Raw genomic sequence first — 25,357 nt, 5'->3', positions numbered from 1 at the left:
CCGCATCCGAAAACACCCCGGAACCACCCCAGACCCCGCAAAACCGCCCGCACCCCGGCTTACCCACAGACTCGCACCCCTTATCCACAGAACCGGACAGCTGAATCAGAGAATCCAAGCATAAGGAATCGCAGCCCCCCCTTCCTCTTGCCAAAAATACCCCGGGGCAGACCCAAACGGCCACCGACACTGCCACAAACAAAAAAAGGCGGCCCAAAAGCCGCCCTTCAATACTTAAGGCAAGGCCTGTCAGCCCTGCTCTTCCAGAACCCTGCGGGCGGCCCGGAAGCATTCCAAAGCCTGGGGCACGCCGCAATAGATGCCGATCACGTGGATGATCGCGCGGATCTCCTCCTTGGTGACGCCGTTGTTGATGGCGCCGCGGCAGTGCAGCTCCCATTCATGCATCTTGCCCAGCGCGCCGATCATCGAAAGGTTCATCATCGAGCGGGTCTTGGCGTCGATCACATCGTCACCCCAGCCAAAGCCCCAGCACCAGGCGGTCATCGCCTCCTGGAAGGGCCGGGTGAAATCATCCGCGGCAGCCAGGTTGTTTTCGACATATTCCGCGCCCAAAGTCGCTTTGCGCTGCTCCATGCCCTTCAGGAACAGGTCCTCGTCAAATGTGCTCATCTCAGCCTCTCTGGTCAGCTTTTCAGTTTCATGGCGATGTTCTTGGTCTGGACGTAGTTCCACAGCGCTTCGCGGCCTTTTTCGCGGCCGTAGCCCGATTTGCCATAGCCGCCAAAGGGGGTTTCGACGCCGCCTGCGTACCATTCGTTCACGAAGACCTGGCCTGCGCGGACCTGGCGGGCCGATTGGGTGGCGCGATCGAGGTCGCGGGTGAAGACGCCGCCGACCAGCCCGTATTCGGTGCTGTTGGCAATCTCGATCGCCTCGGCATCGGACTGGAACTTGAGCACCGACAAAACGGGGCCGAAGATTTCCTCGCTGGCGATGCTGTCCGACGGGGTGATGCCTGAAACAACGGTCGGCGCCAGGAAGGCGCCCGCATTGCCAACGGGGGCACCGCCTGTAGCGATGGTGGCGCCGTCCGACTGGGCCTGCTGAACGATGCCCAGGGCGCGGTCGCGCTGAGGCATGGAGACCATAGCTCCCATATTGGCGCCGAATTCAGGGCGGTCGATGCCTGCCCCTACGCTGAGGCTTTGGGCGACGCTCACTGCGCGCTCGACCAGCTCGTCATGGCGGCTTTCGTGCACGATGACGCGGCTCATGGCGCTGCAGACCTGGCCTGCGTTGAAGTAGATGCCCCAGCGGATGTCGTTCTCAAAGGCTTCGAGATCGGCGTCCTCATGCACGATGGCCGCGGATTTGCCGCCGAGTTCCAGCACGCAGGGCACCACGTTCTGCGCCGCTGCGGTGGCGATGCGGATGCCGGTGGGGACGGAGCCGGTGAAGACGATCTGGTTCACCTGCGGATGGCCCGACAGCGCCGCGCCGGCTTCATGCCCGTAGCCGCAGAGGATGTTGACCGCACCGGCCGGGAAACCCGCCGCCTCAGCCGCGCGGGCAAGCCAGGCGTTGGTCAGCGGGGTGAGCTCGGGCGTTTTGATCACGCATGCATTGCCGGTGGCAAGTGCTGCCGACAGTGAACGCGCGGTCATCTCCACCGGGTAGTTCCAGGGGATGATCTGGGCAGAGACGCCCATCGGCTCATTCTCGGTCCAGTCGAAGTAGCTGCCGCCCAGCGGGATCGAACGGCCTTCGACGGTGCTGGCCTGGTTGCCGTAGTATTCGAAGTAGAGAGCGGCGCCCTCCACCTCGATCCGGGATTCCCAAAGCGGCTTGCCCTGCTCCAAGGTCAGAACGCGGGCGATCTCGTCTATGTTATCGAGCAGGTAGCGGCCCATGGCCTGCACCATGCGGCCACGCGCAATCGGGCGCAGCGCCGAGAGTTCGCCGGACAGATGCAGACGGCTCGCGGCCTGCACGGCGCGGTCCACGTCCGCGGCGTCAGCCAGCGCATGGCGGGCCAGCAGCTCGCCATTGGCTGGGTTGGTGACATCGATCCACCCGGCCCCGCCAGGCACCCAGGCGCCGTCAATGTAGTTCAGCCATTCGGCATCAAGCTGTGTCATAGTCCGTTAGTTCCCTGCTGCGAGATCGTGGTCTGCCGCTTCGCGCATCCACTTCTGAAGATGCAGGATTGAATGTTCCGAGTTCACTCCGCAAGAGGGATCTACCACCAGGGGGCCAGGAACATAGCCGCGGCTCTTGAGGCCGCGCTGCACGGATTCCACCAGGTGGATGTCTTCCTCGACCGTTGTGGACCGGTCCTGCACCGCCATCCGGCGCACGGTTTCATTGTCCTCGCCGCCGATCGAGTACCAGCCGCGCCAGACCACCACATGGTCAGCATCCACTGCCCGCCAATGGTAGGTGTTCAGCAGATTGCCCGGGTAGACCTGGAACGAGAACATCGGCCAGAGGAACCAGCTGGAGTATTTCTCGTTGTTGTCAAAGCCGGAGTTGATGTCATAGGTCATCTGCTCCAGCGAGTTGCACTCAGTCGTATGGCGCAGGCAGAAGCCTTGGGGCTGGATGTCATAGGTTTCCGGCTTGATCACCCCGGTGGAGAAGGTCGGGTGGTTCAGGCTGCAATGGTAGCATTCGGAGTAGTTTTCCACCGAAACCTTCCAGTTGCAGTTCTCCGGGATCTCGACCCATTCCAGCGGCTTCAGGTCCCCCCAGTTGGGGACAAAGCTTTCCAGCTCACTGCGGACATTGGGGAACCAGTCATCCATCGGCTCGGCCTCGGGATCGAGGTTCACGAAGACAAAGCCCAGGAACACCTCGGTGCGCACCTCGGTCAAGCAGACCTTGGACTTGTCGAATCCCTGAACCGATTTGAGGTTCGGCCCGGCGCGCAGCTCACCCGTCAGCTCGTAGGTCCAGGCGTGGTAGGGGCAGACCACAACCCGCGTGGTGCCCTCGCCCGAAACGAGTTGGTGGGCGCGGTGCTGGCAGACATTATAGAAGGTACGGATTTCGCCGTCGCGCCCCTTGATGCTGAACAGGCTTTCGCCGGCCAGTTCAAAAGCAAAGTAATCGCCAGTGTTTTCAAGCTGGCTGGCGTGGCCGGCAAATTGCCAGCTGCGGGCCAAAAGACCTTTCCGCTCGGCCTCAAAGACAACTGGGTCCGTGTAGTACCTGGCGTCAAGGGAATGGGTCAGAGGGGCGTTCATTCAGGTTCCTCCGCATAAAGGCCCAGCTGGTGCCTGCGTTTGTGGAATTTCTCCACCCGTTCGACGATTTCCTCGCTGGAGACGGCAATCACGAAGGAGAGCAAAGTTTCCAGTAAGGCGATCATCGAGACGGATGACGGGAAGAATTGCGGCGTATCCACCGCGACGGTGAAGCCGTGGTCCGCATTCAGGATCACGGGGCTGGCGGGGCTGTCGGAAATGCCGACGATGGTGACCCCTTGTTCGCGCGCTATTTTAATCGCCTCGATCACCTCGGCCCGGTAGGGCTTGCAGGTCATGGCGATAAGCACATCCTGACCGTCTGCCCAGGCGAGATCGTCAATCGCCGTGGAACCGGGCCGCGGGATGGCGTGGAATTGTTTCATGCCGGTGGAGGCAAGATAGGTGAAGTTGCGGGCATTGGCGTTGTTGACGCCCACACCCAGAGTAAAAACCTGCCGGGAGGCCCAGATCGCATGGGCCGCCGCTTCAAGGCTGCCGGCGTCGATGCCTGCAAAGGTTTCCTCGATATTGCGCATCGCAGCGCCAACCATATCGGCATAGAGACCGCCCAGCTCGCCGGACCTGGAAATATCCTGCAGCCAGCGCGCCCGGTCGGGGAAGGACACCCCGCCCTTGCGAATCGCTTCGCGGAACGGAGCGCGGAAATCCTCGTAGCCGTCAAAGCCCACCTGCCGCGCCATGCGGACAAAAGTGTTGGGCTTCACATTCGCCGCCTCGGCGATCTCGCGCACTGTGGAAACCCCAACATCTGCAGGGTTTTCCAGCACATAGCGGGCCGCCTTCTGTGCCTCAGGAGTCAGCGCATCCCACTCTTCCGTGAGACGCTCCAAAACAGTCGATGATACATTTGTGCCATTCATGATTGACGATGGTACAAAAGCTCAATTAGGCTGTCGAGCAGAAAAGCGACTCTGCAATCAGGAACGGCGAAATGGCTGAGAAAGAATTCCCGACACAGGCCAAAGTGGTCATCGTGGGCGGCGGCGTGATGGGGGTGGGCCTGGCCTATCACCTGGCGCATGAGGGCTGGGGCCCGGAGGTGGTTCTCCTGGAAAAATCCGAGCTGACTTCTGGGTCGACCTGGCACGCGGCGGGCCAGATCACCCACTCCACCAGTTCCTTTGGCCTCGGCAAATGCGTCGATTACAACATCGGCCTCTATTCCGGGAAGCTGGAGGAAGAGACCGGCCAGGCCGTCACCTGGCACGGCTGCGGATCGTTCCGCCTGGCCTATACCGAGGATGAGATGGACTGGCTGCGCCACACCCTGTCGGTTGGCCGTTCGCTGGGCTTCAACATCGAACTGGTCGGCCCCGAGAAAGTTGCCGAGCTGCACCCCTTCTATAACCTCGAAGGGGTCCTGGGGGCGCTCTACACTCCTGACGACGGCCACGTGGACCCGACCAATGTGACTATGGCCATGGCCGCAGGCGCCCGCCAGAAGGGTGCCCGCATCATCCGCCACTGCCGTGCCACCAACATCACCCAGGCCGATAACGGCGAGTGGATCGTTGAGTCGGAAAAAGGCACCATCCGCTGCGAGCATGTGGTGAATGCCGGCGGCACCTATGCCCGCCAGATGGGCGAATGGTCCGGCCTGCAGCTGCCGATGACCTCGATGACCCACCATTATTTCGTGACCGAACCGGTGCCGGAGTTCGAGGCGCTGGACAAGGAACTCCCTGTCATCCGCGACGACAAGAAGGTCTCGGGCTACATCCGCATGGAGCAGAAGCGCGGTCTGATCGGGATCTACGAGAAGGAAGGCAGCAACTCGGTCTGGCATGATCACTGCCCCTGGGAATACGAGAACTGGCTGTTTGATGCTGACTATGACCGGGTGATGCCGTGGCTGGAGGAAAGCCTGAACCGGATGCCGATCTTTGCCGAGCTGGGCATCCAGCGCGAAGTGCATGGCGCGATCTCGCATCCGCCGGATGGCAACCCGCTGATCGGCCCGGCACCGGGCGTCAAGAACTACTGGTGCTGCTGCGGCACCCAGATCGGTATCGGCTGGGGCCCGGGCCTCACCCGCGAATTGGCCCGCTGGATGGTGCATGGCTCCGCTGACATCTCCATGCGCGAATACGACCCGCGCCGCTTCGGCTCTTATGCCACCAAAGACTGGCAGGTCACCAAGGCGCATGAAGACTACAAACTGCGCCACGAGATCCCCTTCCCGCATTTCAACCGGCTGGCCGGGCGCCCCATCAAACCCTCGCCGCTCTATGAACGGCTGAAGGAAAAGGGCGCTGTCTATGAAGAGGTCTATGGCCACGAACGCCCGCGCTGGTTTGCAAAGAACGGCGTCGCGCAGCAGGACCACTATTCCTTCCGCCGCAATGAAGTGCACGACATGGTCGGCCTGGAAGTGGAGGCCGTGCGACAAGGCGTGGGCATCATGGACATCTCCGCCTTCACCAAGGTCGGGGTCTCGGGTCCTGGCGCCGCTGCGCTGCTGGACCGACTGACCGCCAACCGCCTGCCGCAAAAGGTGGGCGGCATTGCCCTCACCCATATGCTGAACCGCCGCGGCAGGATTGAGCTGGAAACCACCGTGGTGAAACTGGGTGAGGACAGCTACTACCTGGTCTGCGCTGCGTTCTTCGAACAGCGGCTCCTGGACCACCTGAACCAGAACCTCGCGGGCGAAGAAGTGGAGATCACGACGCTGTCCACCGATTGGGCCGCCCTTGCTCTCAATGGCCCGAAAGCCCGCGAGGTCCTGGGTGCCTGCACCGATGCGGATCTGAGCAACGCAGGCTTCAAATGGCTGACGGCGCAAGCGATCGAGGTTGCAGGCCACACCATTTGGGCTTTCCGCATGTCTTATGCAGGAGAGCTTGGCTGGGAACTGCACATCCCGCGCGACAGCACCCTGGCGGTCTATGACGCGCTCTGGGCCGCTGGCGAGGCGCATGGCATTGCCGATTACGGCTCCTTCGCCATGAACGCGATGCGGATGGAGAAGGGCTTCAAAGGCGCAGGCGAACTTACCAACGAGGTCACACTGGCCGAGGCGGACGTGCTGCGCTTTGCCCGCACCGATAAAGACTATCTGGGCAAGGACAAGACGCTGAACGATGCGGACAAGCCCTGGGTCTGCGCCTATCTGGAGATCGAGCCGGACGGCATCGAGGACGGCCACGGCGGCGAGGCGGTCCTGCTGGACGGCAAGGTCGTGGGCTCCACTGCCTCGGTTGCCTATGGCCATACAGTCGGCAAGATCCTGGCCTTCGCCTATGTGAAACCGCACGCCAATGTGCCGGGCACGGAAATCGAAGTGATCGTGGCAGGCAGTCCCCGCATGGGCCGGATCCTTGGCGCCCCCGCCTATGACCCCGAAAGCCTGCTGCCGCGCACCGACGCAGCTCTCGCCCCGGCAGAATAAGAAAACCCGGCTCCCCCCTTCTTCTTTGCAAAAAATACTCCGGGGGGAGCTGAAGGCGGGGGGCAGCGCCCCCCTCTCCCATACCCAACAGGACACCCGCGCGACATGACCCTGCCTGCAACCATGAAAGCCGTGCTTCTGAGCGGCCACGGCGGACTCGACAAGCTCGACTACCGCGACACCGCCACGCCGCAGCCGGACAAGGATGAGGTGCTGGTGAAGGTCGGCGCCTGCGGGCTCAACAATACCGATATCAATACCCGCACCGCCTGGTATTCCAAGGCCAATTCCGATGTGCTGGGGGATGGCGCTGAATGCGGCTTTGAGACCACCGACGATTTGGACAGTTCCTGGGGCGCAGGCGAGATCACCTTTCCCCGCATCCAGGGCGCGGATGTGGCGGGCACCATCGTTGCCGTAGGCGAAGGCGCCGACCCGGCCAGGATCGGAGAGCGGGTGCTGATCGACCCCTGGCTTCTGGGCCATGGCGATTGGCTGAACCCGGAGAACTCCACCTATTTCGGATCTGAGTGCGATGGCGGTTTTGCCGAATACACCAGGGTGCGCAGCGCCAATGCGATCAAAGTCGCCTCGGACCTGACCGACGCTGAGCTGGCCACCTTTCCTTGCGCCTATACAACGGCTGAAAACCTGGTGCAGCGCACCGCGCCGCGTCCGGGCGAGACGGTGGTGATCACCGGCGCCTCCGGCGGCGTGGGATCGGCAGCCATCCAGCTGTGCACCTTGCGCGGCTGCCGGGTGATTGCAGTGGCCTCAACCAGCAAGGCGGATCTGCTCTACGAACTGGGTGCTGCCGCAGTCATCGACCGCAACACGCAAGATCTGGAGGCCGAAATTCGCGAGGCGGCCGGTGGGCCGGTTGACATCGCGCTGGATGTGGTTGGCGCCACCACTTTCATGCCGCTGATCAATGCGCTGCGCCAGGGCGGGCGCTATTCCACCTCGGGCTGCATTGCCGGCCAGTTCACTGAGATCGACCTGCGCCAGCTGGTCTACAAGGACCTGCAGCTGACCGGCGCCACCATCTGCCCGCCCGGCACCATGCACCGGGTCGTCGGCATGATTGAAAGCGGTGCGCTGAAACCGCTCCTAGCTGCCGTTTTCCCGCTAGAAAAGCTGGGAGAGGCGCAGGAAGCTTTCATTGCAAAGAAGCATGCCGGAAACATTGTGGTGACCCCATGAGCAAAGACCTGTTCGATCAGGCCCTGACAGCCGCAAAGAACTTTCATGCCGCCCTGCCATCGGTGGCGGAATTCCAGCCCTGGCCGGATGACATCACCTGGGCCGGGCGCGAAGGCAACCGGGTCCCCGGCGCCGCTTTGATGCAATCCGACCCGGGCTTTGCCGCCGAAGGCATCCCGGCCGAGGCTGAGGTCCGCGCGCTGCAGCAGGCGATCATGGCGCTGGCGCCGCATGCGGAATGGCGCCTCACCTATACCGAGGAGGAAGTCGGGCATGACTTCCTGCAGCGTTTCGGCTGGTTCGAGCTGGTGGGGCCAACCGGCCATTTCCACTCGCTGCAAAGCCGGATGACCATCGGCTACTGGGGACCCGGCCTCAACTACCCCTGGCACCAGCACGCACCGGAAGAGCTTTACACCATTCTCTCCGGCAGCGCCGATTTCATGGCAAAGGGCGAGGAAGTCCGCCGCTTGGTGCCGGGCGACACCAAAGTGCACGGGGCAAGCCAGCCCCACGCGATGATCACCAACGAGCATCCGATTCTCTGCTACGTCTTCTGGCGCGGTGAGGGGCTGGCGGATGATCCGGCAATGTCCCCGGGCTGAGACAGGAACGCACGCATGAAAATCACCCGTATCCGCGTTTTTCAAACCAGCCTGCCGTATGTGGGCGGCGCCTATGTCTGGGGCGCAGGCAACGCCATTGAGACCGCCACCGCTTCGATCGTTGTGATCGACACTGACGCGGGCCTGCAAGGCTGCGGCGAGTTCACCCCCTGCGGCGAGAACTACATGGTGGCCCATTCCCAGGGCGTGCCGGCCCTGGCACGCCTGGTGGCGCCTGCGCTCATAGGCGAGGACCCGCGCGACGTCGCCCGGATCGAGCGGATCATGGACCACCTGGTGCAAGGGCACGGCTATGCCAAGGCCCCGTTTGATGCCGCCTGCTGGGACATTCTGGGCCAGTCGCTGGATGCGCCGCTGTGGCGGCTGTGGGGCGGCAAGCTGACCGATGGCGCGCCGATGTACCGGGTGGCACCGCAAAAGGGCACTGCGGAGACCATCGCCGAGATGGACCGCTACCGGGCGCAGGGCTACCGCCAGTTCCAGGTCAAGGTGGGCGGCGATTGGGCGGCGGATATCGACCGCATCCGCTCTACCGTGCCGCTGCTCAATCCCGGTGAAAAAGCGATGGCTGATGCCAACCAGGGCTGGCGGGTCGACAACGCGTTGCGGGTGGCGCGGGCGACCAAGGATCTGGACTACATCCTGGAACAGCCCTGCCGGACTTACGAGGAATGCCAGCAGGTGCGGATGCGCACCGACCTGCCGATGAAGCTGGATGAATGCGTCACCGGCATACAGGCAGCCCAGCGCATCGTTGCCGATCACGGTGCCGATCTGGTCTGCCTCAAGATCTCCAACCTGGGCGGCATCTCCAAGGCACGCCGGGTGCGGGACTACCTGGTTGAAAACCGCCTGCCGGTTGTGGCCGAAGACACTTGGGGCGGCGAGATCTGCAGCGCCACGCTGGCCCATTTCGCCGCCACCACGCCGGAGGAATACCTGCACAACACCACCGACCTGATGAACTACAACACCCGCTCCACCGGCATCGGCGGCCCGCGCGCGGAAAACGGCAAGCTTTTTGCGCCCGACGCACCGGGCCTGGGCGTCACCCCGGATTTTGAAAGCTTCGGCGCCCCGGTCGCCACGTTTGAAGCTGCAAAGTAACCCCCGCCTCTTCCTCTTGCCCAAAATATCCCCGCCGGAGGCTTCCGCGCTCTCAACAAGGACCAAAGCCCATGAGTACCGCAGCCCAAGCCACCCTGATGATCGACGACAACCGTGTCCGGGTGACTCGTTTCGACTTTGCCCCCGGCGCCGAAACCGGCTGGCACAAACACGCGATGGACTATGTGATTACCGCCGTCACCGACTGCCACATGCGGCTGGAGATGCCGGGCGGTGAGGTGAAATCTGTCATTGTCCCCGCGGGGATGGCCTACCGCCGCGATGAAGGCGTCGAGCATAATGTCATCAACGCAGGCGGCACCCCGATGAGTTTTGTGGAAGTGGAACTGAAATGAGGATCACCCGGATCACCGTCTATCAGCTCGATATGCCGCTGACAGAGCCATATTACCTGTCGGGCGGGCGGCTGAAGTTCGAGAAACTCGACAGCACGTTTGTCCGCATTGACACGGATGAGGGCGTCTCGGGCTGGGGTGAAGGCTGTCCCTGGGGGCATACCTATCTGCCCGCGCATGGGCCGGGGCTCCGGGCCGGGATCGAAACGCTGGCACCGGCTCTGATCGGGCTGGATCCGCGCAGTCTGGATCATGTGAACCGCGTGATGGACGTGCAGCTGCCAGGGCACTCTTACGTGAAATCGCCGATCGACATGGCCTGCTGGGATATTCTGGGCAAGGCTTCCGGCCTGCCGCTATGGCAGCTCTTGGGCGGGGCTGAGGCGGCGCCGGTGCTGGTGAACTCATCCATTTCCACCGGCAGCCCGGAGGAGATGCTGGCGCTGATCAGCCGCGCCGCGCAGAAGGGCTATACCGTGCATTCGGCCAAGGTGGGCGGCACCGACATCGGCCTTGACATCGACCGGATCGAGGCAATTTCCGAAGGGCTCCCCAAGGGGCACAAAGTGACCTTTGACGTGAACCGCGCCTGGCAGCCCGGCGTGGCGGTGGAAGTGCTGAACTCGGTCAAGGCCCGCGACTGGGTGGAGCAGCCCTGCGAGACGCTGGATCAATGCGCCCATGTGGCCTCCCGCGTCTCCAATCCGATCATGCTGGACGAATGCATGCACAGCTTCGGTGACCATCTGGAGGCCTGGAAGCACGGCGCCTGCGAGGGGGTGAAAGTGAAGCCCAACCGTGTCGGCGGGCTGACCCGCGCACGGCAGATCCGCGACTTTGGCGTCTCAGTGGGCTGGCAAATGCATATCGAGGATTTGGGCGGCTCGGCGCTGGCGGATACCGCGGCGATCCATCTGGCTGCCTCGACGCCGGAGGCGAACCGCCTGGCGAGCTGGCTGTGCCATTATCACCTGGACGTGGATCCGGTGCCAGGCCAAGGCGCGCGCAACCAGGCGGGCGTGGCGGCGCCACCCTCCCTGCCCGGCCTTGGCGTGACGCCTGAGGACGGCGCGCTCGGGGAACCGGTTGCGGTCTACGGAGGCTGAGGCGATGCCTGCGCGGCTGCTGCATGAGCTGACACGGCTGGCGGCCCGGACCGAAGGTCTGGACTGGTTTGCCGCGCGGATGCAAGGCCTGCCGTTGCTGGATGTTGCGCCGCACCGCCTGCCGGTCTGCGGCAAGATCAGCGCTTTGCTTACGCGCGGGACACAACGCAGCCCCGCGCAGGACGCCGTGGCGGCGCTTGTTGACGCGATCCCGGCTTTGCGCTGGCAGCAGACTTATACCGTGGCCGACGGGTTTTCCCGCGAGTGGCTGGACAATTACGGCTGGATCAACCTGATCTCGCCCGAGGGCCTTTACCAAAGCAGCGAAATGCGGCTGTCCATCGGCTATTGGGGCGCAGGCCAGCACTACAACGAGCACTCGCATGCGCCGGAGGAGACCTATCTGATCCTCGCTGGCAAGGCGCGGTTCCATTCCGAAGGCCGCCCGGCGCGGGATGCAGGGCCATGCGATACCATTCACCACGCCCCGCACCAAAAGCACGCCATCGACATGGTGCCGGGGCCGCTGCTGGCGGCGGCGTTCTGGCGCGGGGAAGACCTATTGAAGAAATCCGACTTGGGAACATGCACATGAAAATCACCCGGATCTCCCTGTGGCAGGTGCCGCTGACCAGCCACACCGCTTATTACATGGCCGAGGGCAAGACCTGCGACACGGTCGAAAGCGTGGTGCTGGCGCTGGACACCGATACCGGCCTGACCGGCTGGGGCGAGGTTTGCCCGATCCCTCATTACCTGCCCGCCTATGCCCGCGGCGTTGTGCCCGCAGTCGAAGAAATGGCGCCGGTGCTGCTGGGGGCTGATCCCGTGGGACCGGAGGCTGTGATGGCCTGGCTGGACGCCTGGCTGCAGGGTCACCCTTATGCAAAGTCCGCCATCGACATTGCCCTGTGGGACTTGACGGCGCAGGCTGCCGGGCTCCCCCTGCACGCGCTTTTGGGCGGGCGGCGGCAGGCGGATATGCCGCTTTATCACTCGATCACTTGTGTTGCACCGGAAGAGATGGCCCGCATTGCCAAGGAGGCGCAGGCAACCGGCATTGCCCAGTTTCAGGTGAAACTGGGCGCGGACCGCGATTGGCAGGCCGACGTGGCCCGGCTGCGAATGGTGCGCGAAGCGGTAGGCGACGGGCCGCTGGTCTATGGCGACTGGAACTGCGGCGCCACCTCGCTGGATGCTTCGCGCGTGGGCCGCGCTGTCGCTGATCTCGACATCATGCTGGAACAGCCCTGCGCCACCATCGAGGATTGCGCCCGGGTGCGCACGGCCTGCGGGCTGCCGATGAAGATGGATGAGAACGCGCACGACACTGCCTCGCTGCTGGCAGGCCACGCCGCAGGGGTGATGGATGCGGTGGCGATCAAACTGTCGAAATTCGGCGGATTGTCGGCCTCGCGCCGGGCGCGCGACCTGAGCCTGCATCTGGGCGCCAAGATGTGCATCGAGGACACCTGGGGCTCTGACATCACCACCGCGGCGCTGCTGCATCTGGGGGCCTCGACCGAGCCTTTGGCAGTGATGAACGTCTGCGATCTGTCCTCCTACGTCAGTCCCCGGCTGGACCCGGCGGGGCCGGTGCGCCGCAATGGCCGCATCGCGCCGCCGGAAGGCCCCGGCCTGGGTGTGCGCCCTGACCGTGAGGAACTCGGCGCTCCCGCAGCTGTGATCGAATAAATTTTGACTTTTTGGTCAAAATTCACCTAACAATGGGCGATACCGCCCTCAACAGGAAGCGAAGACATGGAAAAGATCCTCTCCCAGGCCGAATGGACCGAACGCGCCCGCGCGGTGCTGCCCGCCGGCGGTTTTGGCAACTTCGACCCCGGTATTGTAATCCGTGAGGGCAAGGGCTCGCGCGTGTGGGACGAAGACGGCAAGGAGTACATCGACTATCTGATCGGCTCCGGCCCGATGATGCTGGGCCATGGCCACCCGGAGGTGATGGAGGCGGTGCTGGAGCAGCTGCCCAAGGGCATGACCTTCTTTGCCAGCAACGCCCGCGGGATCGAGTTGGCGGAGGAAATCTGCCGCGCAGTGCCCTGCGGCGAGCAGCTGCGCTATGTGTCGACCGGCGGCGAGGCGGATATGTATGCGATCCGGCTGGCGCGGGCCTTCACCGGCCGCACCAAGATCGTGAAGTTCGAAGGCGGCTATCACGGCATGTCGGCTGAGGCGCAGATGAGCCTGGCACCCTCGGTGCGGGTGAACTTCCCGCAGGCGGTGCCGGATAGCGCCGGCATCCCGCCGTCGGTGGCCGCCGAAGTGCTGGTGGCGCCATTCAATGACTTTGAATACATCAAGCAGCTTATGGCGGAGCACGGGTCAGAGATCGCCGCGATCATCGCCGAACCGCTGCAGCGCATCGTGCCGCCGCTGCCCGGTTTTCTGGATCTGCTGCGCGAGGAGACGCAGAAACACGGCAGCCTCTTGATCTTTGACGAGGTGGTGACCGGGTTCCGCTCCACCTATGGCGGCGGGCAGGAGCTGTATGGCGTCACCCCGGACCTGGCGACGCTGGGCAAAGTGATCGGCGGCGGCTTCCCCTTGGCGGCGATCGTGGGGCGCACCGACATCATGCAGCATTTTGACAAGGCGCAGGTCGGCGCTGAGGGCTGGCTGATGCAGCTGGGCACCCTGTCGGGCAACCCGGTGGCGGCTGTTGCCGGTCTCAAGACCATGGAAGTGCTGCGGCGCGAGGGGGCCTATGACCAGTTGAACACCACCGGCAAGCGGCTGATGCAGATGACAAGTGCTGCGCTGGAGGAGGCCGGCGTGCCGTTCCAGATCGTCGGCGAGCCTGCGTTGTTCGAAGTGGTCTTTACCGATGCCAAGGTGCGCGACTACCGCGATACGCAGGCCGGCAATGCAGAGCGCAGCAAGCGCTACAACGCAGTGCTGCGCGAGGAAGGCATATTCAAGTCGCCGGGCAAGACCTACCCCAGCCTGGCGCTGACGGAAGAAGACCTGGAGCAGACCGAAGCAGCCATCCGCAAGGCAGCGATGGCGCTGGACTAAACCTGAGTAATGAATGCTCAGCAAAGCCCCGGTAGTTGCTCTCAGCTTCCGGGGCTTTCTGTTTCTAGTGCGGCCGCTGTTGCACGTGAATCGGAAAGCGCTTGCGGATCTCGGCGTCGATCTCTGCCGGGATGTGGCTTGGCAGCGGCGCGGCCAGCAGTTCCTTTGTGCGGATACGGGCCTTCTCCAGCAGATCCTTGTCCGAAGCTGCCGCCCATTCCTGCGGGGTGCGGCGGTCGGCGTGGGCCGGGTAGTAGTAATCGCTCTCCATCCGGTTCAGTGTTTGGGCATGGCCCAGGAAATGCCCTGCCCCGCCGACACAGACGTCCCGGATCACCTCCAGCGACAGGGTTTCCTCGCTGACCTCGAACCCGCGGGTCGCGCGCATGATCGAGCCGATCATGTCGTTATCGAGCACAAAGCTCTCCAGCGAGCAGCCCAAGAGCGAGCCATACATGCCTGCAGCCTCATAGATCAGATTGGCACCGGAAAGGGCTGAGAGCAGCTCGGTTATGCCTTTCTCGTAACCCGCCTGGAAGTCGGGCATCTTGGCATCGGTCATGCCGGCCGAAACTGCGCAGGGGATATCATAGTGCTGCGCCATCTGGGCACAGGCGGCCATCAGCAGGCCCTGTTCGGCGCTGCCGCCGGACATCGCCCCCGTGCGCAGGTCGCTGACAAAGGGCAGCGCGCCGAAGGTGGCGGGGTGGCCGGGGTTCAGAAGGTTCACATAGACGAGGCCTGCAAGGACTTCAGCGGTCTGCTGGGCGACGGCACCCGCCAGGGGCGCCGGACTGGTGGCGCCCGCCTGCCCGGCTGAGACCAGTTTCAGCGGGATACCGTGGCGGGCAGCGCATTCGATCACGCCCAGCGCTTCCTCGGCAAAAGTGAGCGGCGGCACGATGAAACAGGTGGAGACGCAGAACGGTGGACGCGCACGCAAAGCCTCGGGGCCGCCTGCGATCATCTGCATCATCTGCACCGCGGCCTCCATGTTCTCCTCCGAGGTAAAGGAGCCGCCGACAGGTTTGGCGGTGCCCGCAAGGCAGGCATAGGCGGTATTGAGGTCCATCTCGAACGGGTCGGTGAGATCGCGTGCCACCACGGTGCGCTGGAACATGTGGATGTTGGGCAGCGCCTCAGCCAGGCGGGCCATGTCGTAGAGGTCCTGCAGGGTGCTGTCGCGGATTTCTCCCGTCAGGCTGTCTACGATATGCACTGCGGCACCGGAGGTGCCCAGGTGGATGCGGGTGCCGGAGGGATCGAGGTCGAGCTCGGGTTTCTGCCCGTGCAGTTTGAAGCCGCGGCCTGCGATTTTCAGGGTGTGCTCTACCAGATCGGCGGGCATCAGCAGACGGCCATCCTCGGTCAGGGATCCGCCTGCGCTGCAAACCGTTTCGATGCATTTCGGTGTGGCGCCTTTGACACCGATCTCCTCAAGGATGCGGAAGGCAGTTTCACCGACCATTTCAATCTCGCGCGTGGTGAAGGGGGCAAAGCGGCCGCCTTCGATGCCCGGCCAGATCGAGGTTGAAGGCCCGGAGCCGGCGCCATCGGCGCGTTCGGTTCTGCGGGCGGCGCGGCCGCCGCTGCGGCGTTGGCGGGTCATGTCGAGGCCTTTCTGAAGTGGTCAGCAATATCGGGGGCTCCGGTCCAGCTGAGCAGGTGTTGGAACTCAGCTGCCGGGCGGTTGGTGATCGAGTGGTACTTGGCGGCGAATTGCGCATCGCTCATCGGTGTGAAGCGCGAGCCCAGCGGGTAGTTGCAGGTGCCCGAGAGAACGCGCCCGTCGTCTAGCACCAGTTCCAGGCGGTCGGGCTGGGCCGGATCATAGTTCAGTTCCGGGTTCAACGGTTTAACGGTGGTGACTGTGGTGGCCTCAATGAGCCGGGCCACTTCCGGGTGCCGCCAGAAGCTGGCAGCGCTGTCGGCCATGGTGAGGTCTCCGCTCACCAGCACCTGCGCGATGCAGGCAGGCACCGAAAACAGGGCTTCGGTCCTGGTGGCAGGGCGGTCGAAGGGCAGGATCGCCTTGTGAAAGTCCGGCATGGTGGCGCGGACTTCTGCGATGTCCTCATGCGGCGCTTGCTGGCGCAGCTCCAGCGCGATGGTCATCAGCCGGTGAATGTAGCTGCAGGAGGGCCAGGGTTTGATCAGCAGCCCATATTCTTCCAGCGCCCAGGGCTGGCCAAGCTTGGTGGCAGCGGTTGCAAAACTGTCCGGCGTGCCTGCCCCCATCAGCCCGTTGAAGCCGCGCGCGCTGTCCAGCACCTGCGGCTTGCCAGTGGCGCCTGCACTGGCCAGCAGGGCGGCCTCATAGGCGGCACGGGCGGCAAAGCCTGCCTGCAGCGGTTTCACGCTGGAGCCGAATTGCAGCGTGTAGCCGGTGGCCTGCGACACCGCTATGGCCAGGGCGTGGGTCGTCTGTTCAGTATTCAGCCCCAGAGCGCGGGCGCAGGCGGCTGCGGCTCCAATGGTGCCAAGCGTGGCAGTCGAGTGGAACCCGCGGGAGTAGTGGCTGAGTGTCACAGCCTCTCCGAGGCGGCAGATCATCTCAAAGCCCACACAATAGGCGGCAAACATCTGCGCACCACTAAGCGGGACAGTCTCTGCAACCGCCAGCAGCGCCGGAAAGATCACGATAGTGGGATGGGTATTGCCCGGCTCCTCCCAGTCGTCGAGGTCATGGGCATGGCCGGAGACCGCATTTAGCAGCGCCGCATAGGCAGGCGTGGCCGTTTGACGGGTGCCGTAGAGCGGTGCAGGACCTGCACCAACCGGGAGCAGGCTTACGCGAGCAGCCCGGGCAACATCGCTCTTGGTTCCTGCGAGGATGCATCCGAAGCAATCAGCAACCGCACGGGTGACGGCGGGCATCAGTTCCGGTGGCGGGACGGCATCGGCTGCGAAGCGTGCAATAACTGGCAGGCTGGTCATATACGGATCATCCAGTTGCGAACAGGTACCCGGCTGCGGCTGACGGAATAGGTAGCTGAATTCATCAGCTCAATCCTCGTCCAGACTGGCGGCCAGCGCCAGGATCTGGCGCCAAGTGTCTTCGGGCACCGCAATCCGACCGGCAGAGGCGTCCCGGTGGATGCGTTCACGCTCGCCCGGGATTTCAACCCGATCGAAGCCCGGTGCGGGCGGGCAGCTGCGCAGGTCGGCCAGCACCTCCTCCGCCGCGGCTTGCATGGCCGGCGCCTCGCGGAAACGGGTGGCATCCAAGGTGATCAGCAGCCAGTTGCACTCAGTGGTGGAAGGGCCGAGCATGGCCTCTCCGATGAGCTCCGCCACCAGCGCCAGTGCATATCCCTTTTGCGCACCGGCGGGCAGAATGGCTCCGCCCGCGAAGTAGTCTTCCGGATCGCGCGTTGGTTTGCCGGTCCGGTCGATCACGCATCCCCCTGGAAGCAAGGCACCGGCGGACCGGGCGGCATAGATCCACCCGCCAGCAATCTTGGAAGTGGCAAAGTCGAGCACGACGGGGCCTTTTGCGCCGCCTGGGATGCCTGCGCACCATGGATTGGTTGGCAGCTTGGCCTTGGCGCCGCCAAAGGGTGCGACCTGGCGCCAGGACTGGCGATTGCCACCACCCATGCAGATAGTCAGAAACCCCTGCTCCGCTGCCATATCTGCAAAGGCACCGTGGCGGCCCGTGTGCCCAGCGTGCCGGATAGACAGGGCTGAAATACCCCTGTCGCGCGCCTCTGCCATGCCGGTTTCATAGGCCAGCTGCATGGCCGGAATTCCGATGCTGCCGCCGCCGTCAATCCGGGTCACACCATTGACGTCACGGAATACCCGCGCTTTGCCTTTCGGATCCAGGTGGCCGCCGCGCGTCTGGCGGGCGTATTCCAGCACCCGCATGATGCCATGGCTTTCAATGCCGCAGAGGCTGGTGTCCGTCAGATGCTGCGCCACTTGCGCTGAAACATCCGGGCTGTAGCCCAGCCGGGCCAAGATCCCGGCAATCACCCGTTCCGCCTCCGCCGCGGCCACGGAAATGCGCCCGCCCTGCAAAATCAGCTTGGAGCTAGGCGCCAGCATCAGAGGCGGCCCCGCAGAACGGCCTTTGCCCATTGCCTGTCTCTGGAGACACCTTTCATTGCCAAACCATGCTCCACCCTGCCGATTGCAACATTCACTCTAGGGGGTTGCCGGAGCAGAAAAAGAAGGAAAAGGTGAATGATCCTCATTCACTAAAGGAATGATCCGTGCCACGTGACACTATCCCTTTCCATCAGATCGCCGCGTTTGAGGCCGCAGCGCGCCATCTCGGCTTCTCGCGCGCCGCGCGGGAACTGAACGTGCAGCAGCCCGCCGTCAGCCGCCAGGTGGCTGCGCTGGAGGCAGATCTGGGGGTGGCCCTGTTTTTGCGGAGCAAACCGAGGCTGACGCTGACACCGGAAGGCGAGGTGCTGCTGAAGGCCGTTACTGGCGGCTTCGACGCCGTGCAAGCAGGCCTGCAGGAGGTGCGCACGATGCGGCAGGCAGACGCGCTGGTGGTCAATGCGGCCATCGGTTTCACCAGCTACTACCTGCTGCCGCGATTAGGTGAGTTCCAAAGCCTGCACCCCGGCATCCGGCTGCAGGTGGCGACCCGTGACCAGAATCCGGATTTCGACCCGGACCAATGCGACATTGTGATCACCTTTGGCAGCGAGGGCCCGTCCGGCATGGCCGCCAAACGCATCGTAGGAGAGGAAATGCTGGCAGTCTGCGCCCCGGGCTATCTGGGCGGGCGGGAGTTGCTGGCACCAGAGGCGCTGGCGCAAGAAACCCTGCTGCATATGTCCAGCGCGGCCCATGCGGACGATTGGCAGCGTTTCTTCAGCGGCAGCGGGGTTGCGGCGCCGAAGCCGCAGCCGTTTGAACGGTTCAACAGCTACATGGTTTATCTGCACGCGATCCAAAATGGCAACGGGATCGGGATCGGCTGGCAGCATTTGACCGGTCAGATGATCAAAACGGGAACGCTGGCCCTGGCCAGCCCGCACCGGCACAATTCCGGGCGGGGATATTTCTGCTCTGTCACCCCGCGGGCCGCGGGCCAGGATGGCGCCGCGGAGTTCCTGAATTGGATCGCGGAGGACACTCCCGCCGAAAGGAAGGCGGGCTTATAGCCCGCCGCGTTGCTGCTGCGGGCAGGATCAGGCCTTGGCAGCGGTCACGATGAATTCAACCAGCAGGTCTTCACGTGCCAGCTTGGCCTCGCCACAGGCCCGCGCCGGCGCATGGCCTTCGGGCACCCAGGCATCCCAAACTGCATTCATTTCAGCAAAATCCTTCATGTCGGCCAGCCAGATCACGGTCTGCAGGATACGTGTATTGTCGCTGCCGGCTTCTGCCAGCAGGGCGTCAATCTTGTCCAGGCAATCCTGGGTCTGCTGCGCGACGCTGGCGCCGGCGGTGCCGACCTGGCCCGCCAGATAAATGGTATCGCCGTGGGTGACGATCTGGCTCATGCGCTGGCCTGTGTGGCTGCGGGTGATTTCGGTCATTTCTTCTTCCTTGGAATGATTGGAATTTCTACGCCTGCATTCCGGACTACTGGGACAGCAGCCATTGATCACCGGACAGGCAGAACTTGCGCCGGACCTGCTTGGGGTTCTGGCTGTCTTTCAGGAAAGCCTCATGCTGCAACAGCAGGCATTCGCCTTCTTGGCCGGCAACACGCACCTCGCCATGAGCGCCGCTGACCGGGTTGGTCCACTTAGCCCGCTTGCCCGTCCCGCCTTGCGCCTCTGCCAGCAGAGATTGTTCTGCCTGGCGCATGATGTTGGTGTCCTGCGGGGTCAGCCCGGACTTGGCCAGAATACGGCTGAGCGGGTTTGCCGCAGCGGGCACCGAAACCAGCGCAGCCAATGCGGCGGCGGTCAGAAAACCAGAAAATCGCATGTGAATACTCCTGCCTGAATGAAACCGGCTTGCCTGCCAGTAAGGCGCAACCGGAAGGCAATGTCCATGCGGCGGATCAAGAGAACTTGCGAAACAGCCGCGTCATGTCGAACAGCTCATCCAGGCGGTCATAGCGGTCCTTGGTCTTGTCCCAGCTTTCCTCCTGGGTGGCGGCGATCATCGCCTCCAGCAGCATCATGGTGGAAATGTTGGAATCCCAGGCCGAGGGAATTTCAACCCAGCAGTTGAAGGTGTGTTCGGCGACCGAGGCGATCGGGCTAGCCCATTGGTCGGTGATTAGGACGATCTTCACCCCGCGTTCAGAGGCCAGCTCTGCCAGCCGCTGCAGGTTGGTTTCATAGCGGCGCACGTCGAACATCAGCAGGGTGTCGCCTTCGACCATGTCCAGCACGTAATGCGGCCAGGTGGCGGAGGAGGAGGTCATATGCGTGACCCGCTGCCGGATCGCCTGGAAATGCGTAAAGGCATAGTCCGCCAGCGCCCGGGTGATGCGTCCCCCCACTACATAAAGCCGCCCTTCAGTATTGGCGAGCTGATGCACGGCAGCGTCGAATTGGGCCGAGTCGATGTTGGAAAACGTCTGCTGCAGGTTGTCAGTAACAGCCTGTGCAAATCTGTTCAGCAGGTGGCCTTCCGGTGCCTCAGACGCCCAGTTGTCGCGCCTCTTGGTCGGACCGGAGACCTTAGCCTCTAGCTCTTTCAGCAACGCCTGATGAAATTGCGGATAGCCCTTGAATCCCAGCTTCTGCACCATCCGCGCCACCGTCGGCGTGGACACCTCGGCATTTCCGGCGACGATGGTGATCGAGGCCAGACCCGCCGCTGGATAGTTTTCCAGCAGCAAATTTGCGAACTTCCGCTCGGATTGGGTGAGCGTAGAGTAATTCTCGCGGATTAATTCGCGAACGGTAGCGGGCGGTTTCGACAACGGCGCATTCCTGTTTTCAACAAGCACTTTCTACCTCGGAACCGGCCTGAAAAGAAAGTTCCAGAATTCCTGTCCAGAACCGGTCATGAAAATATATTGACACAAATATCTCTTCATGGAAACATTTTTCCAACTCGCAGGGAGGCGACATATGCACGAGGGTGATTCTCACACTCCGGGGGACGCAGTGGAGGTGGTGAACCGCAACGGCACCAGCCCGGTCCTGCTGCTGTGCGAGCACGCATCCAGCAACATCCCAGCACGCTACAACGGACTGGGCCTGGCCGAGGCGGACCGGCTGAGTCATGCCGCCTGGGACCCGGGCGCGCGGGCCGTTGCCCTGCACTTGTCCAAGGCCCTGGATGCCACGCTGGTGGCCAGCACAGTGTCGCGGCTGGTTTACGACTGCAACCGCCCGCCAGAAGCTGCCAGTGCCATGCCGGAGAAATCCGAGCTGGTTGCGGTGCCGGGCAACTTCGGGCTGAGCACCGCGGACCGGCAAGAACGTGTAGCGACAGTTTATGCGCCGTTCTGCAAGACTGTTTCTGAGGTGATCAAAGCCCGCAGAACTGCCGGGCTGCAGTCCATTCTGGTCACAATGCACAGCTTTACCCCGGTATATTTCGGCAAAGAGCGGGATGTTGAAATCGGCATTCTGCATGACAACGACACCCGCCTGGCCGACGCGATGCTGGCAAGAGCCGGCGCCCTGCCCCACCGCCGGGTCGAGCGGAACGAACCTTATGGCCCGGCCGACGGGGTGACCCATTCGCTAAAGATCCATGGGCTGGCACATGGGCTGGCCAATGTAATGATCGAAATCCGCAACGATCTGGTGACCTCACCGGAAGAAGAAGAGGCCATGGCAGAAGAAATGCTGATATTGCTGCGCCCGGCCCTGGCTGCGCTGACGGCGGAGGGAGGGCCAGATGCCTAATATAATCCGGGCCTATGTCCGCGGCATCGACGCGATGAACCGCTTCATCGGCCGCTTTGCCATGTATCTGATTTTTGCCCTCATCGGGGTCCTGCTGTGGTCGTCAGTCTCCAAGACCTTCTTCAACCCGTCGCTTTGGACGCTTGAGACCGCACAGTTTGTAATGGTCGCCTATTATGTGCTGGGCGGCCCCTATTCGATCCAGATGGGGTCGAACGTGCGGATGGACCTGTTCTATGGTGCCTGGTCGACAAAGACCAAGGCGCTGGTGGATGCCTTCACCGTGCTGTTCCTGATCACCTACCTGGTGATCCTGATGTACGGGGCGCTGAGTTCTACGGCTTATTCCCTGGGCTATTTCGGGCTGGAGCCGGTGCAGTTCTTCTGGGACCTGCTGAAGACGCTGGTGACGGAAGGCCCCGCTGCCGCGGGTGAGAAACTCGGCTATCTGGAGCGCAGCTCCACCGCCTGGCGGCCGTTCCTGTGGCCCGTCAAAACCATCCTCTGCTTCGGCGTCTTCCTGATGCTGCTGCAATGCCTTGCCGAATTGTTCCGGGATATCGGACGCCTGCGCGGAGTTGAAATCTGATGTCCTACGAATGGATCGCCATCGTGATGTTTGCCGGCATGATGCTCATGCTGATGACCGGCCAGCGGGTGTTCGGCGCCATCGGCTTTGTCGGCGCTGTTGCGGGCATGCTTTTGTGGGGCACCGGCGGGGTGGAGATCCCTTTCTCTGCCGCCATGAAGCTGATGAAATGGTATCCGCTGCTGACCCTGCCGATGTTCATCTTCATGGGCTATGTGCTGTCGGAGTCCAAGATTGCCGATGATCTTTACCGGATGTTCCACGTGTGGATGGGGCCGGTAAAGGGCGGGCTTGCCATCGGAACTATCGGCCTGATGGTTCTGATCTCAGCCATGAACGGTCTGTCGGTCGCAGGTATGGCCATTGGCGCCACCATTGCGCTGCCGGAACTCCTGCGCCGCGGCTATGACAAAATTCTGGTGACCGGCACCATTCAGGCAGGCTCATCACTGGGCATCCTGGTACCGCCTTCGGTGGTGCTGGTGCTTTATGCGATGATCGCGCGCCAGCCGGTGGGGCAGCTTTGGCTGGCCGGCGTGGTGCCGGGGCTGCTGATGGCCACCATGTTCATCATCTACATCTATCTGCGCGCCCGCATGCAGCCGCATCTTGGCCCGGCGATGGAGCCGGAGGACCTGGCCGAATACGAGCGCGTCACCGACCACCCGCTGCGCCTGAACTACATCGTGCTGGGCGCACTGGTGCTGGTGCCGCTGTTGATCCTGACCGGCCTGCTGGAAACCAAGCCCGCGCTTGGCCTGGCCCTCGCCGCAGGTGTGCTGTCCTTCGTGACCCGCAGCAACCCCCTGTTCTACAGGGATATCTTCATGAAGGAGAAGTACCGCCTGCTGTTTTCCGGCGTGCTGCCTTTGGCGATCTTTGCCGCGATGATGGTGCCCTTCGTGAACGGCTGGACTTCGCTGGTGGAAAGCTCGGCCATCGGCGCCATGACTGCCTTCATCGCCGCGGTGCTGAAGGGGCGGATGAACAAGGAAGTGTTTGAGACCTCGGTGCGCTCGACCCTGGGCATCTCCTGCATGTTCATGTGGATCATCCTGGCCGCCCTCGCCTTTGGCGCCATCTTTGACGGTCTCGGCGCGGTCAAAGCCATCGAGGACCTGTTCACCACCCGCCTGGGCCTCAGCCCTTGGATGATCCTGATCCTGATGCAGCTGAGCTTCATCGTGATGGGCACCTTTCTGGACGACACCGCAATGCTGGTGATCGTGGCACCGCTTTACGTGCCGCTGGTGGGGGCGCTTGGCTTTGACCTGATCTGGTATGGCGTGCTTTACACCATCACCACCCAGATCGCCTATATGACGCCGCCCTTCGGCTACAACCTGTTCCTGATGCGCGCGATGGCGCCACCGGAGATTGGGCTGAAAGACATCTATATCTCGATCATTCCCTTTGCCGCGGTGATGGTGCTGGCGCTCGCCCTGATCATGATCTTCCCGCAGATCGCCCTGTGGCTGCCGGAATATGTCTACGGAAAATAACCAAGCAAGAGTCCTGCCAAGGGGCCGGATGTTTCAACAAGGAGTGAAATTATGACGACAAGACGTAAGTTTCTGCAGACCGCCGGCGTTGGCGCCATGGCGGCACCTCTGGCCACCCCGGCGCTGGCACAATCCACCATCAAATGGCGGATGCAGACCTATGCCGGCGCGGCCCTGGCTGAACACGTGGTGAAACCCGCCATCGACATGTTCAACAAGATCGCCGGCGACCGGATGCAGATCGAACTCTTCTATGCAGACCAGCTGGTCCCCACCGGCGAGCTGTTCCGCGCCATGCAGCGCGGCACCATCGATGCGGTGCAATCCGATGACGACTCGATGGCCTCCCCGACCGAGGTCACCGTATTCGGCGGCTACTTCCCCTTTGCCTCCCGCTACTCGCTGGACGTGCCGGTGCTGTTCAACCAGTACGGCCTGAATGAGATCTGGGACGCAGAATACTCCAAGGTCGGCGTCAAGCACATCTCGGCCGGCGCCTGGGACCCTTGCCATTTTGCCACCAAGGACCCGATCAACTCGCTGGCGGACCTGAAGGGCAAGCGCGTCTTCACCTTCCCCACCGCGGGCCGCTTCCTGGCGCAGTTCGGCGTGGTGCCGGTCACCCTGCCCTGGGAAGACATCGAGGTCGCAGTGCAGACCGGCGAGCTGGACGGGATCGCCTGGTCCGGCATCACCGAAGACTACACCGTCGGCTGGGCGGATGTCACCGACTACTTCCTGACCAACAACATCTCCGGCGCTTGGGCGGGATCCTTCTTTGCCAACCAGGGCCGCTGGAACGAGCTGCCGGAAGACCTGCAGACCCTGTTCCGCGTCTGCTGCGACCAGTCGCATTACTACCGCCAGTGGTGGTACTGGGGCGGCGAAGCGTCCTTGCGTGTGAACGGCGACAAGATGAAGCTGACCACCATTCCGGACAACGAATGGCAGCAGGTCGAAGACGCGGCGGTGAAGTTCTGGGACGAGATCGCAGCCGAGTCCGAAACCAAGGCGAAGGTTGTGGAGATCTTCAAGAAGTATAACGCTGACATGCAGAAAGCCGGCCGCCCCTACCGCTACGGCTGACGCACCGGTTGAAAACGGAATTTGGCCTGCGCCGCAGCGGGCCAAATTCCTTACCCTAGGAATTTGCCAAAATTTTTGTGCAAAAGTTTTGCGCGCAACAGACAAAGGGCCGCTCATGCTCTCCTTCGACACACTTAAAGGCCAGGTTTCGGATGGCACCGTTGATACGGTTCTGGTTTGCCTTGTTGACATGCAGGGCCGCCTGATGGGCAAGCGCTTCCACGCCAAGCATTTTGTTGCCGGGGCCTGGGAGGAGACGCATTGCTGCAATTACCTCTTGGCGACGGATCTGGAGATGGCGACGCCGGACGGCTATGTCTCGACCTCTTGGGAGC

The 25,357-nt window shown here is 62.9% G+C and carries 24 protein-coding genes and 1 pseudogene; 15 read left to right on the top strand and 10 right to left on the bottom strand.

Annotation, left to right across the window (positions count from 1 at the left end):
- Nucleotides 1-249 precede the first annotated feature (249 nt).
- Genes ACXAHG_RS21680 through ACXAHG_RS21665 form a run of 4 tightly spaced genes read right to left on the bottom strand, consistent with a single transcriptional unit; the run spans nt 250 to nt 4,093 of the window.
- Complete coding sequence (locus ACXAHG_RS21680) at nt 250-633, bottom strand: carboxymuconolactone decarboxylase family protein (RefSeq protein WP_475041694.1); 384 nt, start codon at nt 631-633, stop codon at nt 250-252.
- 14 nt (nt 634-647) lie between these two features.
- A complete protein-coding gene (locus tag ACXAHG_RS21675; RefSeq protein WP_475060685.1) occupies nt 648-2,102 on the bottom strand; it encodes an aldehyde dehydrogenase family protein in 1,455 nt (484 codons plus the stop codon).
- A 6-nt stretch (nt 2,103-2,108) separates the two neighbouring features.
- The gene (locus ACXAHG_RS21670) at nt 2,109-3,209 is read right to left on the bottom strand and encodes an aromatic ring-hydroxylating oxygenase subunit alpha (protein WP_475060683.1); all 1,101 of its coding nucleotides are present in this window, start codon (nt 3,207-3,209) and stop codon (nt 2,109-2,111) included.
- The gene (locus ACXAHG_RS21665) at nt 3,206-4,093 is read right to left on the bottom strand and encodes a MurR/RpiR family transcriptional regulator (RefSeq protein ID WP_475060681.1); all 888 of its coding nucleotides are present in this window, start codon (nt 4,091-4,093) and stop codon (nt 3,206-3,208) included. The genes ACXAHG_RS21670 and ACXAHG_RS21665 overlap by 4 nt, the downstream gene beginning before the upstream one ends.
- A 71-nt stretch (nt 4,094-4,164) precedes the next feature.
- On the opposite strand from ACXAHG_RS21665, the gene ACXAHG_RS21660 reads away from it, so the two are divergent.
- The 9 genes from ACXAHG_RS21660 (at nt 4,165) to ACXAHG_RS21620 (ending at nt 14,058) form a co-directional block, all read left to right on the top strand.
- Nucleotides 4,165-6,624: an FAD-dependent oxidoreductase gene (locus ACXAHG_RS21660; RefSeq protein WP_475060678.1), complete on the top strand. Its 2,460-nt coding sequence runs from the start codon at nt 4,165-4,167 to the stop codon at nt 6,622-6,624.
- A 105-nt stretch (nt 6,625-6,729) separates the two neighbouring features.
- Nucleotides 6,730-7,827 (top strand): alcohol dehydrogenase family protein, encoded by a 1,098-nt coding sequence (locus ACXAHG_RS21655; RefSeq protein WP_475060675.1) that lies wholly within the window; start codon nt 6,730-6,732, stop codon nt 7,825-7,827.
- Nucleotides 7,824-8,432, top strand: a complete 609-nt coding sequence (locus ACXAHG_RS21650; RefSeq protein WP_475060672.1) for a dimethylsulfonioproprionate lyase family protein — start codon at nt 7,824-7,826, stop codon at nt 8,430-8,432. The genes ACXAHG_RS21655 and ACXAHG_RS21650 overlap by 4 nt, the downstream gene beginning before the upstream one ends.
- Before the next feature lie 15 nt (nt 8,433-8,447).
- Nucleotides 8,448-9,560 carry a mandelate racemase/muconate lactonizing enzyme family protein gene (locus tag ACXAHG_RS21645; RefSeq protein ID WP_475060670.1) on the top strand — a complete coding sequence of 371 codons (1,113 nt, stop codon included), beginning with the start codon at nt 8,448-8,450 and terminating at the stop codon, nt 9,558-9,560.
- Between the two features lie 71 nt (nt 9,561-9,631).
- Nucleotides 9,632-9,916, top strand: coding sequence for a cupin domain-containing protein (locus ACXAHG_RS21640; RefSeq protein WP_475041684.1), 285 nt, complete (start codon nt 9,632-9,634; stop codon nt 9,914-9,916).
- Nucleotides 9,913-11,022, top strand: a complete 1,110-nt coding sequence (locus tag ACXAHG_RS21635; RefSeq protein WP_475060668.1) for a mandelate racemase/muconate lactonizing enzyme family protein — start codon at nt 9,913-9,915, stop codon at nt 11,020-11,022. The genes ACXAHG_RS21640 and ACXAHG_RS21635 overlap by 4 nt, the downstream gene beginning before the upstream one ends.
- A 4-nt stretch (nt 11,023-11,026) precedes the next feature.
- A complete protein-coding gene (locus tag ACXAHG_RS21630) occupies nt 11,027-11,617 on the top strand; it encodes a dimethylsulfonioproprionate lyase family protein (RefSeq protein ID WP_475060665.1) in 591 nt (196 codons plus the stop codon).
- Nucleotides 11,614-12,717: a mandelate racemase/muconate lactonizing enzyme family protein gene (locus ACXAHG_RS21625; RefSeq protein ID WP_475060687.1), complete on the top strand. Its 1,104-nt coding sequence runs from the start codon at nt 11,614-11,616 to the stop codon at nt 12,715-12,717. The genes ACXAHG_RS21630 and ACXAHG_RS21625 overlap by 4 nt, the downstream gene beginning before the upstream one ends.
- 66 nt (nt 12,718-12,783) lie before the next feature.
- Nucleotides 12,784-14,058, top strand: a complete 1,275-nt coding sequence (locus tag ACXAHG_RS21620) for an aspartate aminotransferase family protein (protein ID WP_475060663.1) — start codon at nt 12,784-12,786, stop codon at nt 14,056-14,058.
- A 64-nt stretch (nt 14,059-14,122) separates the two neighbouring features.
- On the opposite strand, the gene ACXAHG_RS21615 is transcribed toward ACXAHG_RS21620, so the two are convergent.
- The 3 genes from ACXAHG_RS21615 to ACXAHG_RS21605 all read right to left on the bottom strand — a co-directional run bounded on the left by ACXAHG_RS21615 (nt 14,123) and on the right by ACXAHG_RS21605 (nt 18,108).
- Nucleotides 14,123-15,667, bottom strand: coding sequence for a trimethylamine methyltransferase family protein (locus tag ACXAHG_RS21615; RefSeq protein WP_475041676.1), 1,545 nt, complete (start codon nt 15,665-15,667; stop codon nt 14,123-14,125).
- On the bottom strand, nt 15,664-16,995 hold the full coding sequence (locus ACXAHG_RS21610) for an MmgE/PrpD family protein (protein ID WP_475041675.1): 1,332 nt from the start codon (nt 16,993-16,995) through the stop codon (nt 15,664-15,666). Before ACXAHG_RS21610 ends, ACXAHG_RS21615 begins: the two co-directional genes overlap by 4 nt.
- 69 nt (nt 16,996-17,064) lie before the next feature.
- A complete protein-coding gene (locus ACXAHG_RS21605; RefSeq protein ID WP_475041673.1) occupies nt 17,065-18,108 on the bottom strand; it encodes an Ldh family oxidoreductase in 1,044 nt (347 codons plus the stop codon).
- A gap of 167 nt (nt 18,109-18,275) precedes the next feature.
- On the opposite strand from ACXAHG_RS21605, the gene ACXAHG_RS21600 reads away from it, so the two are divergent.
- Nucleotides 18,276-19,184 carry a LysR substrate-binding domain-containing protein gene (locus ACXAHG_RS21600; protein ID WP_475060660.1) on the top strand — a complete coding sequence of 303 codons (909 nt, stop codon included), beginning with the start codon at nt 18,276-18,278 and terminating at the stop codon, nt 19,182-19,184.
- 27 nt (nt 19,185-19,211) lie between these two features.
- On the opposite strand, the gene ACXAHG_RS21595 is transcribed toward ACXAHG_RS21600, so the two are convergent.
- The 3 genes from ACXAHG_RS21595 to ACXAHG_RS21585 all read right to left on the bottom strand — a co-directional run bounded on the left by ACXAHG_RS21595 (nt 19,212) and on the right by ACXAHG_RS21585 (nt 20,908).
- Entirely contained in the window at nt 19,212-19,562 is a 351-nt protein-coding gene (locus ACXAHG_RS21595) for a RidA family protein (protein WP_475060658.1), read from the bottom strand.
- Nucleotides 19,563-19,608: 46 nt separating this feature from the next.
- Nucleotides 19,609-19,959, bottom strand: a complete 351-nt coding sequence (locus ACXAHG_RS21590) for a hypothetical protein (protein WP_475060656.1) — start codon at nt 19,957-19,959, stop codon at nt 19,609-19,611.
- A 76-nt stretch (nt 19,960-20,035) separates the two neighbouring features.
- Nucleotides 20,036-20,908 (bottom strand): MurR/RpiR family transcriptional regulator, encoded by an 873-nt coding sequence (locus ACXAHG_RS21585; RefSeq protein ID WP_475041667.1) that lies wholly within the window; start codon nt 20,906-20,908, stop codon nt 20,036-20,038.
- A gap of 151 nt (nt 20,909-21,059) precedes the next feature.
- Between ACXAHG_RS21585 and ACXAHG_RS21580 the strand changes: the two genes are divergently transcribed.
- The 5 genes and pseudogenes from ACXAHG_RS21580 to ACXAHG_RS21560 form a co-directional block, all read left to right on the top strand.
- Nucleotides 21,060-21,845 (top strand): N-formylglutamate amidohydrolase, encoded by a 786-nt coding sequence (locus ACXAHG_RS21580; protein WP_475041665.1) that lies wholly within the window; start codon nt 21,060-21,062, stop codon nt 21,843-21,845.
- Nucleotides 21,838-22,434 carry a TRAP transporter small permease subunit gene (locus tag ACXAHG_RS21575; RefSeq protein ID WP_475041663.1) on the top strand — a complete coding sequence of 199 codons (597 nt, stop codon included), beginning with the start codon at nt 21,838-21,840 and terminating at the stop codon, nt 22,432-22,434. The genes ACXAHG_RS21580 and ACXAHG_RS21575 overlap by 8 nt, the downstream gene beginning before the upstream one ends.
- Nucleotides 22,434-23,936, top strand: coding sequence for a TRAP transporter large permease (locus ACXAHG_RS21570; RefSeq protein WP_475060653.1), 1,503 nt, complete (start codon nt 22,434-22,436; stop codon nt 23,934-23,936). The genes ACXAHG_RS21575 and ACXAHG_RS21570 overlap by 1 nt, the downstream gene beginning before the upstream one ends.
- Before the next feature lie 51 nt (nt 23,937-23,987).
- Nucleotides 23,988-25,022, top strand: a complete 1,035-nt coding sequence (locus ACXAHG_RS21565) for a TRAP transporter substrate-binding protein (RefSeq protein WP_475060650.1) — start codon at nt 23,988-23,990, stop codon at nt 25,020-25,022.
- Nucleotides 25,023-25,137: 115 nt separating this feature from the next.
- A pseudogene (locus ACXAHG_RS21560) lies at nt 25,138-25,357 on the top strand (glutamine synthetase); the annotation flags it as partial.

The sequence above is a fragment of the Leisingera sp. ABD4_442 genome (assembly GCF_056160905.1).
Note: the sequence above shows the minus strand (reverse complement) of the source record. Positions and strands in the feature narration are given on the sequence as shown.